The sequence below is a fragment of the Aeromicrobium sp. CnD17-E genome (assembly GCF_024124745.1).
GTDB lineage: Bacteria > Actinomycetota > Actinomycetes > Propionibacteriales > Nocardioidaceae > Aeromicrobium.
The window spans coordinates 1-15,048 of record NZ_JAMXRU010000081.1; the positions used below are offsets into that span (position 1 = coordinate 1).

At 73.1% G+C, this 15,048-nt stretch carries 15 protein-coding genes and 1 pseudogene; 9 read left to right on the forward strand and 7 right to left on the reverse strand.

Going from position 1 to position 15,048, the window contains the following annotated elements:
• The 4 genes and pseudogenes from NH339_RS13720 to NH339_RS13735 form a co-directional block, all read left to right on the forward strand.
• Positions 1-740, forward strand: a pseudogene (locus NH339_RS13720) (hypothetical protein); the annotation flags it as partial.
• 19 nt (positions 741-759) lie between these two features.
• Positions 760-1,458, forward strand: coding sequence for an LPXTG cell wall anchor domain-containing protein (locus NH339_RS13725; protein WP_253026264.1), 699 nt, complete (start codon positions 760-762; stop codon positions 1,456-1,458).
• A gap of 3 nt (positions 1,459-1,461) precedes the next feature.
• The gene (eccB, locus tag NH339_RS13730; RefSeq protein ID WP_253026266.1) at positions 1,462-2,823 is read left to right on the forward strand and encodes a type VII secretion protein EccB; all 1,362 of its coding nucleotides are present in this window, start codon (positions 1,462-1,464) and stop codon (positions 2,821-2,823) included.
• The gene (locus tag NH339_RS13735) at positions 2,820-4,019 is read left to right on the forward strand and encodes a S8 family serine peptidase (RefSeq protein WP_253026268.1); all 1,200 of its coding nucleotides are present in this window, start codon (positions 2,820-2,822) and stop codon (positions 4,017-4,019) included. The genes eccB and NH339_RS13735 overlap by 4 nt, the downstream gene beginning before the upstream one ends.
• On the opposite strand, the gene NH339_RS13740 is transcribed toward NH339_RS13735, so the two are convergent.
• The 4 genes from NH339_RS13740 to NH339_RS13755 form a co-directional block, all read right to left on the reverse strand.
• Positions 4,006-5,472, reverse strand: coding sequence for an MFS transporter (locus tag NH339_RS13740; RefSeq protein WP_253026270.1), 1,467 nt, complete (start codon positions 5,470-5,472; stop codon positions 4,006-4,008). The two genes, NH339_RS13735 and NH339_RS13740, sit on opposite strands and share 14 nt — an antisense overlap.
• A 1-nt stretch (position 5,473) precedes the next feature.
• Entirely contained in the window at positions 5,474-6,826 is a 1,353-nt protein-coding gene (locus NH339_RS13745) for a M20/M25/M40 family metallo-hydrolase (protein WP_253026272.1), read from the reverse strand.
• Between the two features lie 143 nt (positions 6,827-6,969).
• Complete coding sequence (cobU, locus tag NH339_RS13750; protein ID WP_253026274.1) at positions 6,970-7,518, reverse strand: bifunctional adenosylcobinamide kinase/adenosylcobinamide-phosphate guanylyltransferase; 549 nt, start codon at positions 7,516-7,518, stop codon at positions 6,970-6,972.
• A gap of 85 nt (positions 7,519-7,603) precedes the next feature.
• Positions 7,604-7,981 carry a hypothetical protein gene (locus NH339_RS13755; protein WP_253026276.1) on the reverse strand — a complete coding sequence of 126 codons (378 nt, stop codon included), beginning with the start codon at positions 7,979-7,981 and terminating at the stop codon, positions 7,604-7,606.
• Positions 7,982-8,319: 338 nt separating this feature from the next.
• Between NH339_RS13755 and NH339_RS13760 the strand changes: the two genes are divergently transcribed.
• The 5 genes from NH339_RS13760 (at position 8,320) to NH339_RS13780 (ending at position 13,325) form a co-directional block, all read left to right on the forward strand.
• Entirely contained in the window at positions 8,320-10,521 is a 2,202-nt protein-coding gene (locus NH339_RS13760) for a carbon starvation CstA family protein (RefSeq protein ID WP_253026278.1), read from the forward strand.
• Complete coding sequence (locus NH339_RS13765) at positions 10,518-10,691, forward strand: CstA-like transporter-associated (seleno)protein (protein WP_253026280.1); 174 nt, start codon at positions 10,518-10,520, stop codon at positions 10,689-10,691. Before NH339_RS13760 ends, NH339_RS13765 begins: the two co-directional genes overlap by 4 nt.
• Positions 10,692-10,866: 175 nt before the next feature.
• Positions 10,867-11,358, forward strand: a complete 492-nt coding sequence (locus tag NH339_RS13770; protein WP_253026282.1) for an SRPBCC family protein — start codon at positions 10,867-10,869, stop codon at positions 11,356-11,358.
• Positions 11,359-11,438: 80 nt separating this feature from the next.
• Positions 11,439-12,818: an APC family permease gene (locus tag NH339_RS13775; RefSeq protein ID WP_253026284.1), complete on the forward strand. Its 1,380-nt coding sequence runs from the start codon at positions 11,439-11,441 to the stop codon at positions 12,816-12,818.
• Positions 12,819-12,851: 33 nt separating this feature from the next.
• Complete coding sequence (locus tag NH339_RS13780) at positions 12,852-13,325, forward strand: universal stress protein (RefSeq protein ID WP_067860380.1); 474 nt, start codon at positions 12,852-12,854, stop codon at positions 13,323-13,325.
• Positions 13,326-13,354: 29 nt separating this feature from the next.
• Here the strand turns inward: NH339_RS13780 and NH339_RS13785 are convergent, their stop codons facing one another.
• From NH339_RS13785 to NH339_RS13795, 3 genes are all read right to left on the reverse strand, one after another.
• Positions 13,355-13,942: an antibiotic biosynthesis monooxygenase gene (locus tag NH339_RS13785; protein WP_253026286.1), complete on the reverse strand. Its 588-nt coding sequence runs from the start codon at positions 13,940-13,942 to the stop codon at positions 13,355-13,357.
• Between the two features lie 10 nt (positions 13,943-13,952).
• A complete protein-coding gene (locus NH339_RS13790; protein ID WP_253026288.1) occupies positions 13,953-14,723 on the reverse strand; it encodes a phosphatase PAP2 family protein in 771 nt (256 codons plus the stop codon).
• A gap of 126 nt (positions 14,724-14,849) precedes the next feature.
• A partial coding sequence (locus tag NH339_RS13795) for a hypothetical protein (RefSeq protein ID WP_253026290.1) occupies positions 14,850-15,048 on the reverse strand: 199 nt, incomplete at its 5' end.

Genomic DNA, 15,048 nt, shown 5'->3' on the forward strand with positions numbered 1-15,048 from the left:
TCGCCGCCGCCGGCGGCGGGGCCGCGGTCGCCGCGGCCCTGGCGCTCGTCGGGACCGTGGAGCGACGGGTGCTGCTCGCGCCCGGCCTGGTCGTCGGCGCGCTGGTGGCGATGACCAGCTCCATCGTCGCGTCCACCGACATCGGGGCCGCGGAGGCGTACCTGACGCTGCTCGCCGTGCTGACCATCCTCTCCAGCCTGCTGCCCGCGCTGTCGCTGACGCTCGTCGGCGGCTCGGCCGCCCAGCCGCAGGACCCGACCGTGGAGGTCGAGGACCCCGACGAGGTCTCGATCGACCAGGTGCGGTCCAGCGCCGCCACCGGCCACAGCATCTTCCTGGCCCTCACCGCGTCCATCGGCGTGCTGCTCCTGCTCGTCGCCCCCCTCGCCGTCACCCTCGGGGTCACCGGTGCGCTGGCCACGGTGTGCGTCAGCGTCGTCCTGCTCGCCCGCACGCGTCAGCTGCGCTCCGGCACCGAGGTCGGCGTCGGGCTCGCCGGCGCCGGCGCCGGGCTGCTCGCCGTCGCGCTCAGCGTGCTCGTGCTCCAGCCCGAGTGGCGCCTGGAGCTCGTCATCGTCCTCGTCGTCGCTGCCGCGGCCACCCTCGTGGCCACGCTGGTCCGCTCCGAGGAGTCGGTCGTGCGCGGCCGTCTCGTCGAGGTGGTCGAGCTCGCGTCACTCGTCGCCCTCCTCCCACTCCTCGTCATCGCGGTCGGCATCGTCGCCGCCGTCCGGTCCTGAACTACCAAGGAGACACCTCATGAAGCTGCGCCAGGCCACCTCCGGGGCCGCCCTCACCGTGGGCGCCGTCCTGCTGTCCTTCTCGCTGCCCCAGCTGGCGTTCGCCGCGGACACCGACACCACGGCCGACGCGACCGCCCGCGCGGCCACCGCGGACGCGGCCGCCCTCGCCGATGGCGACTGCGACCTGCTCGTGAACCCGCTCGACCCGGACTGCTTCCCCATCCTCGACCCGGACCCCGAGCCCACCATCCCGGTGCCCACGATCCCGGTGCCGACCATCCCCACCCCGGACCCGGAGCCCACGACGCCCGAGCCGACCATCCCCACGCCGGACCCTGAGCCGACGACGCCGCAGCCCACCACGCCCACGCCCACCATCCCGACGCCCGGCGGCGGGAACGGCGGGGGCAACGGTGGCGGTAACGGCGGCGGTAACGGCGGTGGCAACGGCGGCGGCGGCAACGTCTCCGACGGCGGCGCGGTTGCCCCGGGCCTCGGCAACTCAGTGCCGCAGGGCCTGAGCGGCCTCGACTCCTCGCTCGGCGGACTCGTCGCGTCGGGCTCCGGCGCTGCGGCCACGCCCCGCGGCGAGGAGCTGCCCGCCACGGGTGTGGAGGACGGGCTCAACCTGCTCGCCGCTCTGGGCGCCGTCTTCCTGCTGATCGGTGGCGTGCTCCTGCGTCGGCCGTACTCGGCCCGCCACCGTCTCGTCTGACGGATGGCGAGCAAGCGTGACCTGGTCGAGGCGCACTCCTTCAACCGCCGTCGCCTCGTCACGGCGTTCCTGAGCGGTGCCCCGGGCGGACGGGAGGTCGAACCCGTCCGCTACGGGCGCACGCTCGCCGGCGGCATCGTGCTGGCAGCCCTGCTGGTGGCCGGTGCCGCCGTCGCTGGCGTGCTCAAGCCCGCCGTCGGCGACGGCTGGCGCGAGAACGGCCTGGTCATCGCGAAGGACAGCGGCTCGCGGTTCGTGCAGTACGAGGGGACGCTGTTCCCCGTCATCAACATCACCTCGGCCCGGCTCGCCCTGGCGGGCCAGGACCAGGTGAAGGTCTCCTACGTCCCCGACGACGTGCTCGTCGACGAGCCGAAGTCGCAGCCCGTCGGCATCCCCGGCGCGCCCGACTACCTGACCCCCGCGTCGCTGCTCGTGCAGGACCGGTGGAGCGCGTGCACCAACGAGCAGGGTGGGCTGACGGTCGACGTCAGCGACACCCCGGGGACCCGGCGTTCGAGCCAGGACTCGCTGCTCGCCCGCGACACGAAGGACCGGCTCTGGCTCGTGTCGGGGTCCCGGCGCTACGCCGTGCCGGCCGGCCGGCTCGGCCAGTCGGTGCTGCGCGGCGTCGGGGTCGGGCAGGACGACCCGTTCCCGGCGTCGGACGCGTGGCTGCAGCTCGTGCCCGAGGGCACGTCGCTCGCCCCGTTCACCGTGCCCGGTTCAGGCAGCCGCTTCAGCGGGAGCACGGGGGTGTCCGGTCTCGACGTCGTCGGCACCCCGGTCTCCGTCGACGGCACGGGCTACGTGCTCGGCCGCCGCGGCCTCGTGCAGCTCAGCGACTTCGCCTACGCCGTCTACACCGCGACGAGCCGGCTCCCCGAGCAGCAGGTCGACGTCGGCGACGTGCAGTCCGTCCCGGCGCAGAGCGCGTCGGGCGTCGTGCCCGGCGACTGGCCCACCGAGCTGCCCGACCAGAGCGACGACCGACGGCCGTGCCTGCAGCTCGTGGCCGGCGAGGACGGCGCCACCAGCACGCCGGTGCTGGCCGAGGCCACCCGCGACGAGGCGCGCGCCACGGGCGCCCAGCGTCTGGTCCGCGTCGAGCAGGGGCGCGGGGCGCTGGTGCGCTCGACGACCCGCTCGCGTGCGAGCACGAACGACACCACCTTCCTCGTCGACTCCCGCGGGACCCGGTTCGCCATCGGGCCGAAGGACCAGGTGCCCACCGTCCTGCGGGCGCTCGGCTACGAGTCGGTCGAGCCGATCGCCACGCCGCGCGCGTGGGTCGAGCTGTTCGCCAGCGGCCCCGAGCTCTCGCTCGCCGCGGCCGTGCAGGCGGCCGACGGGGCGAAGCAGTGACGCTGCGCCTCCCGCACGTCGTCGCCGGCGCGGCCCTGCTGCTGACCACCCTGACGCCGCTCGCACCGGCCGCGGCCGTCGACCAGCCGCCCGACGCGCAGGAGGGACGCTGCGAGGTGGGTCGCACCCAGCTCGTCTCCGACCCGACCGCGATGACGAACGTGCGCGACGCCGGCTTCCCCGACGCCTGGCGCGAGGGCACCGGCAAGGGCGTCCGGGTCGCCGTGGTCGACACCGGGGTCGACACCCGAAACCAGCACCTGCGCTCGGGCGTGGAGCCCGGTCGCTCCTTCATCGGCGGCCGCGCCACCGAGGACCCCTACGCCCACGGCACGGCCCTCGCCGGCATCATCGCGGCCCGCCGCGCGTCGGGGTCGGTGCTCATCGGGGCCGCGCCCGAGGCCACGATCGTGCCGGTCCGCGTGCTCGGCGAGGGCAGCACCACGGCCGACGTCGCCGCCGGCATCCGGTGGGCGGCCCAGCAGGGCGTCGACGTCATCAACGTCTCGCTCACGACGGGCTCGTCCGACAAGGACCTTCCGGCCCTGCGTCGAGCCACCGAGCTCGCCCTGCGCAGCGGCGCCATCGTGGTCGCGGCGTCGGGCAACACGCAGGAGGACGCTCCCTTCACCCAGGTGCAGTACCCGGCCGGCTTCGACGGCGTGGTCGGCGTCGCGGCGACGAACGCCGCCGGCGCCGTCGACGACTGGAGCGTGCACGGCCCGCACGTCGACGTCGCCGCCCCGGGAGCCAACGTGCTCACCGCGTTCCGCTCCAACGGCGACTGCCTCGTGGGCCTCGACCACCCGTACACGAGCTACGCCACGGGCTACGTGAGCGCCCTGGCCGCGATGCTCGTCCAGCGCTTCCCCGACGACTCGCCCCGCCAGGTGGTCAACCGGCTTCTGGCCACGGCGGACCGACCGGTCGAGGACCAGCGCGACGACACCCGCGGCTGGGGCACGATCCAGCCCGTCGCCGCCATGACGAGCACCTCGAACGCCGCCCCAGGCACGGCTCGGGCGGCGTCGGCACCGCAGGACACGAAGATCCTGCCGACGGTCGCCGGACGCGACCCGCTCGACGACACGCGCCACCAGCTGGCCTGGTGGCTGCTCGGCGCCGCCGGTGCGACCGCCGTGGCACTCGTCCTGGCCCCGTGGGCCCGACGTCGACGCCGCCTCACCTCGCGCTGAGCCCACCCTCGGACGTCGCGCCGGCACCGCGACGGGTGACCAGCAGCACCACCGCCGCCGCGAGCGCCGACAGCGAGCACACCGCCCACACCGTCAGGTAGCCCGACAGCGGCGCGTGCCCGAGCGCAGGATCGTCGATCGAGCCGGTCGAGGCGAGAGCGATGGCGAACACCGCGGAGGCGATCGCGCCGCCCACCGTCTTCGTCGCGTTGGTCATGCCGGTGGCGAAGCCCGTCGCGTGCGCCGGTGCTGCTGCCGCCGCGGCGGCCGGGAGCGCGGCCACCAGCAGGCCCGACCCGACTCCGGCGACGCCCATGTTCGTGAGCGTCTGCCCCGCGCTGTCGTGCAGGGGGAGGAACAGGCCGTAGCCGACACCGACGAGCGTGCAGCCCACGACCATCGCGACGCGCGGGCCGAGCAGGCGGGCGAGCAGCGGCAACGACAGCGCGCCGACCACCATGGTGACGACGTAGACGCCGATGAGCGTCGAGACGAACGCCGCCGAGGCGCCGAGGCCGAAGCCCGCGACGTCGGGGTCGGTCCGCGCGAACGTCGACAGCGGGATCTGCGCGCCGAGCACCGACATCCCGAACAGGAACGCCGTGAGCTGGACGGGCCACTGGGCGCGCAGGGCGAAGGTGCGCACGTCGATCAACGGCGCGACCGTGCACCCGGCCTTCTCGCCCAGCGCCCGCTCGAACCGCACGAGCCCGGCGAGCGCCGCCAGCGAGAGCGCGACCAGGAGCCACGGGACGGGCGACCCGGTGCCGAGCAGCCGGATGGCGATGAGCCCGCCCATCAGCAGGCCGAGCGTGACCGTGAGCCAGCCGAGTCCCGCGTAGTCGTAGCCGCCCGAGGCCTGCCCGCGGTCGCGCTCGACCCCGAACCAGACGACGAGCAGGCAGGCCGTCACCGCGACGGCGGGGAGGCACAGCAGCACCGTCATCGACGTCGCCTCCACGAGGGCGCCCGAGGTGAGCGCGCCGACGATGACGCCGGCCTCGAGCGCGGCCACCAGGAACGCCGCGGCACGACGCGTCGTGCGGTGCTGGTCGGCCCGGCCGGCGGTGCGACGGTGGATGATCGCCACCTCGACGGGCAGCCACACCACGTAGGCGCCCTGGAGCGCCCAGCCGACGAGGAACGTCGAGAAGCCCGGCGCGAGGGCGAGCGTCCACGACCCGACCGCGGTCACGGCGGTCGACAGCAGGAGCACGTTGCGGTGCCCCCAGAGGTCGCCCAGCCGCGCCAGCAGGGGCACGGCGAGCGCCGAAAGCACGAGCTGCGCGGCCTCGAACCAGTTGACGTCGGCGTCGCGGATGCCGAGGTGACGGGCGATGTCGGAGAAGATCGGGGTGTAGAAGCCCTGCAGGACGCCGCTCACGACCTCGACGGCCACGAGGAAGCCGACGACGGACCAGAGCGAGCGGTGCAGCGTCGCGGTCGCGGTCACGTCACAGGCCCTTCAGGAGCGCTACGTACCAGTCGACGCCCTCCAACCAGGCCGCCACGTGCACGTGCTCGTCGTAGGAGTGGATCGACGCCCGCTGCTCCTTGCTCATCCGCAGCGGCGCGAAGCGGTACACACGGGGGCAGATCGCGGTGAAGGTGCGGCTGTCGGTGCCGGCCATCATCACGTAGGGCGTGACGACGGCGTCCGGGAACACGGCACCGACCGTCCGTTCGAGCAGGGCGAACGCCCCCTGCGCCTCAGGCTCGGTGGTGGGCGACAGCGGGCTGGGCTCGTTGGCCTCGACGACGTCGACGACCACCTCGTCGTCGTCCACCGCGGAGCGCACGTGCTCCAGCGCCGCGGCGACGCTCTCGCCGGGCATGATCCTCAGGTTGACCTCGGCGCGCGCCCGCGCCGGGATCACGTTGTGCGCGGGCGCACCCTCGAGCGTGGTCGCGACCATGGTGGTGCGCGCCATCGCCGCCGTCTCCGGACCGGCGGCCACGAGCGCGCGACCGAGCACGGCCGACGGGGTCCGCGTGGCGCCCGCGAGCAGCGCGCGCAGCGGGAGGGGCAGGTGCCCGGCGAGCCGGCGGAGCAGGTCGACGGTGGGACCGGGCACGTTGACCCCGAACTGCTGACGATCGAGCCGCCACAGGGCCCGACCGAGCCGCGCAGCGGGTGCGCGGGTCGGGGGCGTGGACGAGTGCCCGCCTCGTCCGGTGACCGTGAGCGAGAGGGTGGTCGTGCCCTTCTCGGTCGAGCCGATGACCGCGACGGGTGCCGACACGCCGGGGAACGCTTGCCCGGCGACCGCGCCCCCCTCGTCGAGCACGAACCACGGCTCCACCCCGCGGCGGGCCAGCTCGGCGACGGCAGCCGGCGCCGACGGGCCCGACACCTCCTCGTCGGCCCCGAAGGACAGCCAGACGTCCTGCGCCGGCTCGAAGCCGTCGGCGAGGAGCCGTTCGACGGCCGTGCAGATCGCGACGAGCTGGCCCTTGTCGTCGAGCGTGCCGCGCCCCCAGACGGCCGGACCGTCGGGCGTCTCGACGACGTCGGCGGCGAACGCGTCGTGCGTCCACGGGTCGTCCGGGGTCACGGGGACGACGTCCTGGTGGGCCATGAGCACCACGGGACGGTCGGCCGAGGTGCCGGCCCAGCGCCAGAGCAGCGCCCGCGGGGCGGCGTCGCCGAGGTCGACGCGCTCGAGCTGCGCGTGCAGGAGCGGGAAGTGCTCGGCGAGCAGCTCGTGCAGGCGCGCGAACGGCTCGGGGTCGGTGAGCGCCGGGTCGCGGTCGGCCACGGTGGGCACGCGGACCGCCGCGCGGAGGATCTCGACGTCGGGGTGCACTCCCCGACGCTAGCCCCTCCCCGGGTCCACCCCACTCCCCCGAACCCTCCCCACCCCCGCTGAGCGTGACGTTCGCGGGGTCGCGACGCCGGAATCACCCCGCGAACGTCACGCTCAGCGGGGAGGGGGCGGGAAGAACAGGGTCAGAGGGCGAGGACGCGCCCGGCGACGACGAGGAGCACCTGGTCGCACTCGGCGGCGAACCGCTGGTTCACGACGCCGAGCAGGTCGCGGAACACGCGGCCCGACCGGTGCTCCGGCACCACGCCCATCCCGACCTCGTTGGTCACGAGCACGACGGTGCGCGGCGTCCGGGCGAGCGCCGACGCGGCGGCGTCGACCCTCGCCATCAGCACCGGCTCCCAGTCCTCGCGGATCGCGTCCCACGCGTCGAGCTCGTCGAGCTGGGCGGTGAGCCAGGTGCCCAGGCAGTCGACGAGCACGGCGGTCTCGTCCCCACCGTCGGCCCCGCCGTCCTCGATGGCCGCGACCAGGTCGGTGGTCTCGAGCGTGACCCAGTGCGACGGCCGCCGGTCCTGGTGCCGGACGACGCGCTCGGCCCACTCGGGGTCGTCGTCGGGGTCGGCCGGCGGTCCGGGTGCCACGTAGACGACCTGCTCGTGCGCCACCACCAGCGACTCCGCGTGGAACGACTTGCCCGACCTGACCCCGCCGGTGACCAACGCCTTCATGCTTCGACGATACGCCCGCGGCGTGACCGCCCGGAGCCACTGACGTCCACCCGCCGCGCGAGTGCGCGGCGGGTGGACGTCGCGGTCAGGAGCACCGGGGCGGCAGCACGCTGCCCGACGTGTAGACGGCGCTGTAGCTCGCCCAGCCCGCCTTCCCCGTGCTGGTGTTGCGGGCGTACACCCACCAGACGCCGTTGTCGTTCTGGCGGCTGCAGTGCACGTCGATCCCCTGGTTGGGGTACCCGCGGCCGACGATGGTGCAGTCGTTGTAGCCGGCGGTGCGGATGGCGGTGCCGTCGCCCCAGCTGAACGTGCCGGTGCTGATCAGGTCCGGGTGGACGTCCCACCGGGGTGCGGTGCAGTCGTTGGCGGCGGCCGCCGGTCCAGCCGTCGTCGGTCCGACGGCGACGAGTGCTCCCACCGCCATGGCCGCCGCGCCTGCAAGTCTCATCGATCGCTTCATGGTGAACCCCTTCTCCTGGGACGCCCACGGGCGACCCCCCGATGAGGCGGCCCGTGTGACCTGCCTCACAGCGCACCGTACGCCTGAACCGCCCGTCCGTCGAGAGCCTGAGCCGATGGGCGGGTGCAGGCGTCCGGCCCGCAGTCCGCGGCCCCCGACACACCTCCGGAGGACCGGTGCCGCGTGCACCGCTCGCCGACGGACCGGCACCGCTCGGCGCGACGCAACGTACGCAACTGGCGTGACCCGGGTCACGCATGGTCGGATGGATCGGCGCGCCGGCCCGTCCCGCCGACCGGCGCCCGAGTCCTGTCCTGCTGCACCTCCCCGGGAGACCCATGAGCACCCGTACCCCGACCGCCCCGCAGCCCACCGGCACCGGAGGTGGGGACAGTCGGATCCGCACCATCGTCGTCTGGTCGGCGGTCGCCCTCGTCGGCGCCGTCTGCTGGGCCGTCCTCGCGCTCTCGCGTGGAGAGGACGTGTCGGCGCTGTGGATCCTGTTCGCCGCCCTGTCGTCGTACGCCATCGCGTACCGCTTCTACTCGCGGTTCATCGCGCGCAAGGTCCTCGAGGTCGACGACACGCGCGCGACCCCGGCCGAGCGCCTGGAGAACGGCGTCGACTACGAGGTGACCGACCGCCGGGTGCTGTTCGGCCACCACTTCGCCGCCATCGCCGGCGCCGGTCCGCTCGTCGGTCCTGTCCTCGCGGCGCAGATGGGCTACCTGCCCGGCACCATCTGGATCATCGTCGGCGTCATCCTCGCCGGCGCCGTCCAGGACATGGTCGTGCTGTTCCTGTCGATGCGCCGCGACGGCAAGAGCCTCGGCCAGATGGTGCGCGACGAGATCGGCGTCGTCGGCGGCACGGCGGCGTTGATCGCCGTCTTCGCGATCATGATCATCATCCTCGCGGTGCTGGCGCTGGTGGTCGTGAACGCGCTCGCGGAGTCGCCGTGGGGCGTCTTCTCGATCGGCCTCACCATCCCCATCGCGCTCTTCATGGGCTTCTACCTGCGCTACCTGCGGCCCGGTCGCGTCCTCGAGACCACCGCCATCGGCGTCGTGCTCCTGCTGCTCGCGATCGTCGGCGGCGGGTACGTCGACCAGCTGGGCCTCGGCGACGCGCTCACGCTCAGCAAGGAGCACCTCGTCATCGCGCTCGTCGTCTACGGCTTCGTCGCGTCGATCCTGCCGGTCTGGATGCTGCTGACACCGCGCGACTACCTCTCGACGTTCATGAAGATCGGCGTCATCGTGCTGCTGGCCGTCGGCCTGGTCATCGCCGCGCCGACCCTGCAGGCCGACGCGGTCACGAGCTTCGCCGTCGACGGCGACGGTCCGGTGTTCGCGGGCAAGCTGTTCCCGTTCGTCTTCATCACCATCGCCTGCGGTGCGCTGTCGGGCTTCCACGCACTCATCGCGTCCGGCACGACGCCGAAGATGATCGCCAAGGAGAGCCACGTCCGGATGATCGGGTACGGCGGCATGCTGATGGAGTCGTTCGTGGCCATCAGCGCGCTCATCGCGGCCGTCGTCATCGACCAGGGCCTCTACTACGCGATGAACGCCCCCGCCGGCGCGACCGGCGGCACGCCCGAGGGCGCGGCGGCGTTCGTCAGCCAGCTCGGCTTCACGATCACGCCCGGCGACCTCACCGCCGCGGCGGCGTCGATCGAGGAGTCGACGCTGGTGTCGCGCACAGGCGGCGCGCCGACCCTCGCCTTCGGCCTCTCCCAGGTCTTCCACGAGGCGTTCGGCGGCAACCTGCGGGCCTTCTGGTACCACTTCGCGATCATGTTCGAGGCGCTGTTCATCCTCACCGCCGTCGACGCCGGCACCCGCGTCGGCCGGTTCATGCTGCAGGACACCATCGGCAACGTCTGGTCCCGCTTCGGCGACGTCTCGTGGCGGCCCGCCGCGTGGGGCGCGAGTGCCGTCACGGTGGGCGCGTGGGGCTACTTCCTCTACATCGGCATCAGCGACCCGCTGGGTGGCATCAACCAGCTCTTCCCGCTGTTCGGCATCGCCAACCAGCTGCTCGCCGCCATCGCCCTGACGCTCTGCGTGACCTTGCTGCTCAAGCACGGCAAGCTGAGGTGGGTCTGGGTGCCCGGCATCCCGCTCGCGTGGGACCTGGTCGTCACCATGACGGCGAGCTGGCAGAAGGTGTTCAGCGACAACCCCGCCATCGGCTACTTCGCCCAGGCCGACCGGTACCGCGAGGCACGCGACGCCGGCGACGTGCTGGCGCCCGCGGCCGACGCGGGCCAGATGGACCAGATCATCCGCAACTCCACGACGAACGGCGTCATCCAGGCGGTCTTCGCCCTGCTCGTGATCGTGGTCGTGGCGAACGCCGTGGTGATCTGGGTGCGCGCGGTCCGGGCCGGGTCGCTGCCCACCACCGAGGTGCCGCACGTGCCGTCGCAGATCGTCGCACCGGCCGACTTCGTCGCGACCCGCGAGGAGAAGGAGGCGGTCGCCGCGTGGGAGGCCGAGCGGGGCGAGCTGACGAGCCCGCGGGGTCACCGATGAGCCGGTTCGCCCGCTTCCGCCGTCTCGTGCGTGAGTTCACGGGCGAGGCGGCGTGGGACGACTACCTCGTGGCGTGCGAGCGCGACGGCGTCGAGCCCACCACCCGCCGTGCCTTCGAGCGCCACCGCGCCGACCGGGTCGAGCACGCGCCGATGGCGCGCTGCTGCTGACCCGCCCCAAGCGCGCGTTTGCGTGGGGCCCCACGCAGACGCGCAGATCGGGCGCATGTCTGCGGTGGGAGGAGCCTGTTCGCGTGGGGCCCCACGCAAACAGGCGGGCCGGGCGGGGGTGCTCGCCGGGCGCGGACGGGGTGCGCGACCGCGGGCGGCGGCCGACGATGGACGCATGAGCGAGCGCTACCCCGACGAACGCATCGAGACCAGCCGCGTGGTGAAGGCGTCGGCCGACACGATCTTCGCGGTGCTGCGCGACCCGTGGGGTCACGTCGCGATCGACGCCTCCGGCATGCTCCAGTCGGTCGAGGGCGACCTCGTCGCTGCGGTCGGCGACCGGTTCCTCGTGCACATGGACCGTGAGTCCTACGGCGACATCCCCGACCTCAAGGAGTACGACGTCACGGTCGTCATCGAGGAGTACGAGCCCGACCAGCTGGTCACCTGGTCGATCATCGGCCGGGTGCGCCCGCCGATCGGGCACCGCTGGGGATACCGGCTGGAACCCGTCGACGGCGGCACGCGGGTCACGTCGGTGCTCGACTGGAGCCACGCGCGCGACGAGTGGAAGGAGCGGTTCCCGATCGTCGACGAGGACGGCCTCAAGGCCACCCTCGGGATCCTGGAACGGGCGGCGCGGCTCGGGTACGTCCGCGGCTCGTAACCGCGCCGCAACCCCGCTGGGCTTGCGCCCACCCGCCCGTGCCACCACGATCGACGGAACACGCGATCGGGAGGGACCGCATGAGCGACCAGATCACGAACGCATCCGGGGGTTCCGGGCAGCAGGAGGAGCTGAAGCGCTCCATCACGGGACGTCTCCTGTTCTTCTACGTGCTGGGCGACGTGCTCGGCTCCGGCATCTACGCCCTCATCGGCGTCATGGCGTTCACGGTCGGGGGCGCGTTCTGGCTGTCCTTCGTCATCGGCGTCACCGTCGCCCTGCTCACCGGCTTCGCCTACGCCGAGCTCATCACCAAGTACCCCCAGGCGGCGGGGGCTGCGCTCTACACGCACAAGGCGTTCGGCAACCGGTTCCTCACGTTCATGGTGACGTTCTGCCTGCTGGCCGCGACGATCGCCGCCGCGGGCACGCTGGCGCGCGTCTTCGGTGGCACCTACTTCCAGTCCTTCGTCGAGGGCGCGTCGGTCACGCTCGTCGCGATCATCTTCATCGTCGCGCTGTCGCTGCTGAACTTCCGCGGCATCACCGAGTCGGTGTGGACCAACATGGTCATGACCCTGATCGAGACCACCGGGCTGCTCATCATCCTCGCAGTCGGGGTGGTCGTGCTGGCCGAGGGCGACGCGAACCTGCAGCAGCCGTTCGAGCTCAACGAGGGCAACCCGACGCTCGTCGTGCTGGGCGGGGTGGCACTCGCGTTCTTCGCGATGACGGGGTTCGAGAACGCCGCCAACATCGCCGAGGAGACGCAGGACCCGAGCCGGACCTTCCCTCGGGCGCTGCTCGGCGGCATGACCCTCGCGGGCGTGCTCTACATGGTCATCGCGTTCATCGCGTCGATGGTGGCGCCCCTCGACGAGCTCACCGCGAACAAGGGGGAGGACGGCAGCCTGCTGACCGTCGTGCAGAACGGCCCGATCCCGGTGCCCGAGCTCGTGTTCTCGGCGATCGCGCTCGTGGCTGTCACCAACACGACGCTCGTCTCGCTCGTGGCGCAGTCGCGCATCATGTACGGCATGGCGCGCCAGGGCATCGTGCCGCGGATCTTCGCCCGCACCCACGCCACCCGCCGCACCCCGTGGGTCTCGATCGTCTTCACGGCGGCCCTCGTGTGCGTGCTGCTGGCCGTGGCCGACGTCGACCGGCTGGCGACGGTGACCGTCCTGTTCCTCATCGTCGTGTACGGCATGGTCTGCCTCGCGGCCCTCAAGCTGCGCGGGACGCCCGTCGAGCACGAGCACTACTCCGCGCCGGTCGTCATCCTCGTCGTCGGCGTCGTCGCCAACGTGGCGATCCTCGTGCACACGATGATCGACGACCCGGGCTCGATCCTGTGGTGCGGCGCGATCGTCCTCATCGGCGTCGTCATGTACGGCGTCAACGCCTTCGCGATGCGTCACCAGCCGCAGGCCCTCGACCCCACCGACCTGTCCGGCTAGCCTCACCCGCAACGACCCACCCAGGAGAAGCCCATGCACGTGCTCGTCGCCACGGACGGCTCGAAGCAGTCGCTCCAGTCCGCCACGTACCTGCGCCACGTCGTCGACGCCGACAGCGTCACGAAGGTCAGCGTCGTCGCCGTCGTCAGCCCGCTCGCCGCCGTGCCGTTCGCGGCCGAGGGCAGCGCCGACGGCGGCGTGGAGCTGTCGTTCCGCCGCGAGGCCGAGCAGGCCACGCTCAAGGTCGCCGAGGCGCTCGACGGCTGGGGACCACCCGTCACCACGCACGTCTACAGCGGCGCGCCGGCGAACGAGATCATCAAGGCGGCCAAGCGGTTCGACTCCGGCCTCATCGTGCTCGCGAGCCAGAGCACCCGCACCCAGGCGGTGCTCATGGGCTCGGTCTCGCACAAGGTCCTGAACCAGGCCACCTGCCCGGTGCTCGTGCACCGTCCGGGTCCGAAGCCGGCGCGCAAGCCGGTGCGCCGGGCCGCGAAGAAGGCCTGACCCTCGCTGAGCCGGGGGTCCCGCCCGGATCAGCGCGACCGGGGCTGACGGTGCAGCCACGGCCCGAGCAGCCGGGTGACCCACGGCAGCAGCACGTATGTCATGAGCGGCGTCATGACGCAGACCGTGGCGAGCACGCGGAGGGGCAGCCACACGTCGGCCAGGTAGTGCACGCCGATCTCGTTCGTCACGACGCTCAGCGGGAAGAAGACGATGAAGATCGAGACCATCTGCTTCCACCGCGGCGGCGCGACCGGGACCGAGCGCAGGTCCTCGAGGTCGACACGGGACGGGTCGTCGAACCAGCCCTCGATGCCGGTGCGACGCTCGAGCCGGGTCTCGTCGGCGATGCCCTGGGCGCTGTCGAGCCACCACCGGCGCTGCCGCGACGACATCCAGACGTCGAGGTCGGCGTCGCTCGCGAAGCGGAACAGCATGTGCCACTCCCCCGACGTCGGCGACGTCCGCACCCAGCCCGATCCGAGGAAGCCGTCGAAACGCTCCGCCAGCTCGGAGCCGGCCCGCAGCCACGCGACCATCTGGTCCTCGTGCGCTGGGTCGACATGACGCGTCACCGACACGGTCACGGGGACGGGAGAGGGGGCGTGCTCGCTCATGCCCCCCAGACTAGGAAGTCGGTGCCGCCGCCGTCGCATCCGCCGGCGCCCGCCGCTGGGTGACGATCTCCACACCGGCCCACGCGACGGCCACGACCGCCCAGCCACCCACGACGTCGAGCAGCCAGTGGTTGCCCGTCCCGACCACGACGAAGGCCGTGACGAGGGCGTGCGCCCAGCCGAGGGTGCGCCAGACCCGACCGACCCCGGCCGCGGTGAGGGCGAGCGCGACCCACAGCGCCCAGCCCGCGTGCAGCGACGGGAAGGCCGCGAGCTCGTTGGTCAGGTCGCCCATGCCGCGCGGGGCGGACGCATCGGACCCCCACCAGCCCGCGGCCGAGTGCAGGGCGAGCACGTCGGTGTAGCCCTCGACGAAGCGTGGCGGGGCCATCGGCACCGTCAGGTAGCAGGCCAGGCCGGCGAGAGAGGCCACGACGAGCGACGTCCGCGCCCGGCCGTACAACCAGCGGCGGCGGACGAACAACCACACGAGGACGACGGCGGTGACCACGTAGTGCGCCGTGGCGTACCAGTAGCTCGACGCGACCGCCACGAGGTCGTGGTGCACCACCCAGGTGTTGAGGGCCTGCTCGACGTCCAGGTGCCAGGCCTTCTCGAGGCCCAGCAGGTCCTTCGCGCGGTCGAGCGCCGCACCGCGGTCGTCGGAGGCGAGCATCCGCGAGGCGCTGTAGCCGACGTAGAGCACGGCGATCAGCGCCACCTCCAGCACCACGGCGCGGAACCCGAGGCGCGTACGGGTGCCGACGGGAGTGAGGCTCATGGCCCCACTATGGCGTGAACCGCCCCGCGTGCACCTCGGGGACGTCACCCATCGGTCACCCGTACGTCACCCTGAGGCCACCCCGGCGACGTCGCCCGCCACCGTCGGCAGGCCCGCCGGGCGCGATCAGCGACGTCGGCGGAACAGGCTCTTCGCCAGCTCGCGCGCCAGCGTGCGCGACGCCTCGCCGACCGCACGGTCGAGCGTCGAGCGACCTGCGGACGTGCTGCGGGAGCGCGACTGACGCCGGGGTCCGCGCTCGAGGCGGTCGGCCTCACGAGCCACCCGTCCGGCCTCGGCGGCGGCGTCGCGTGCCGCCCGGTCG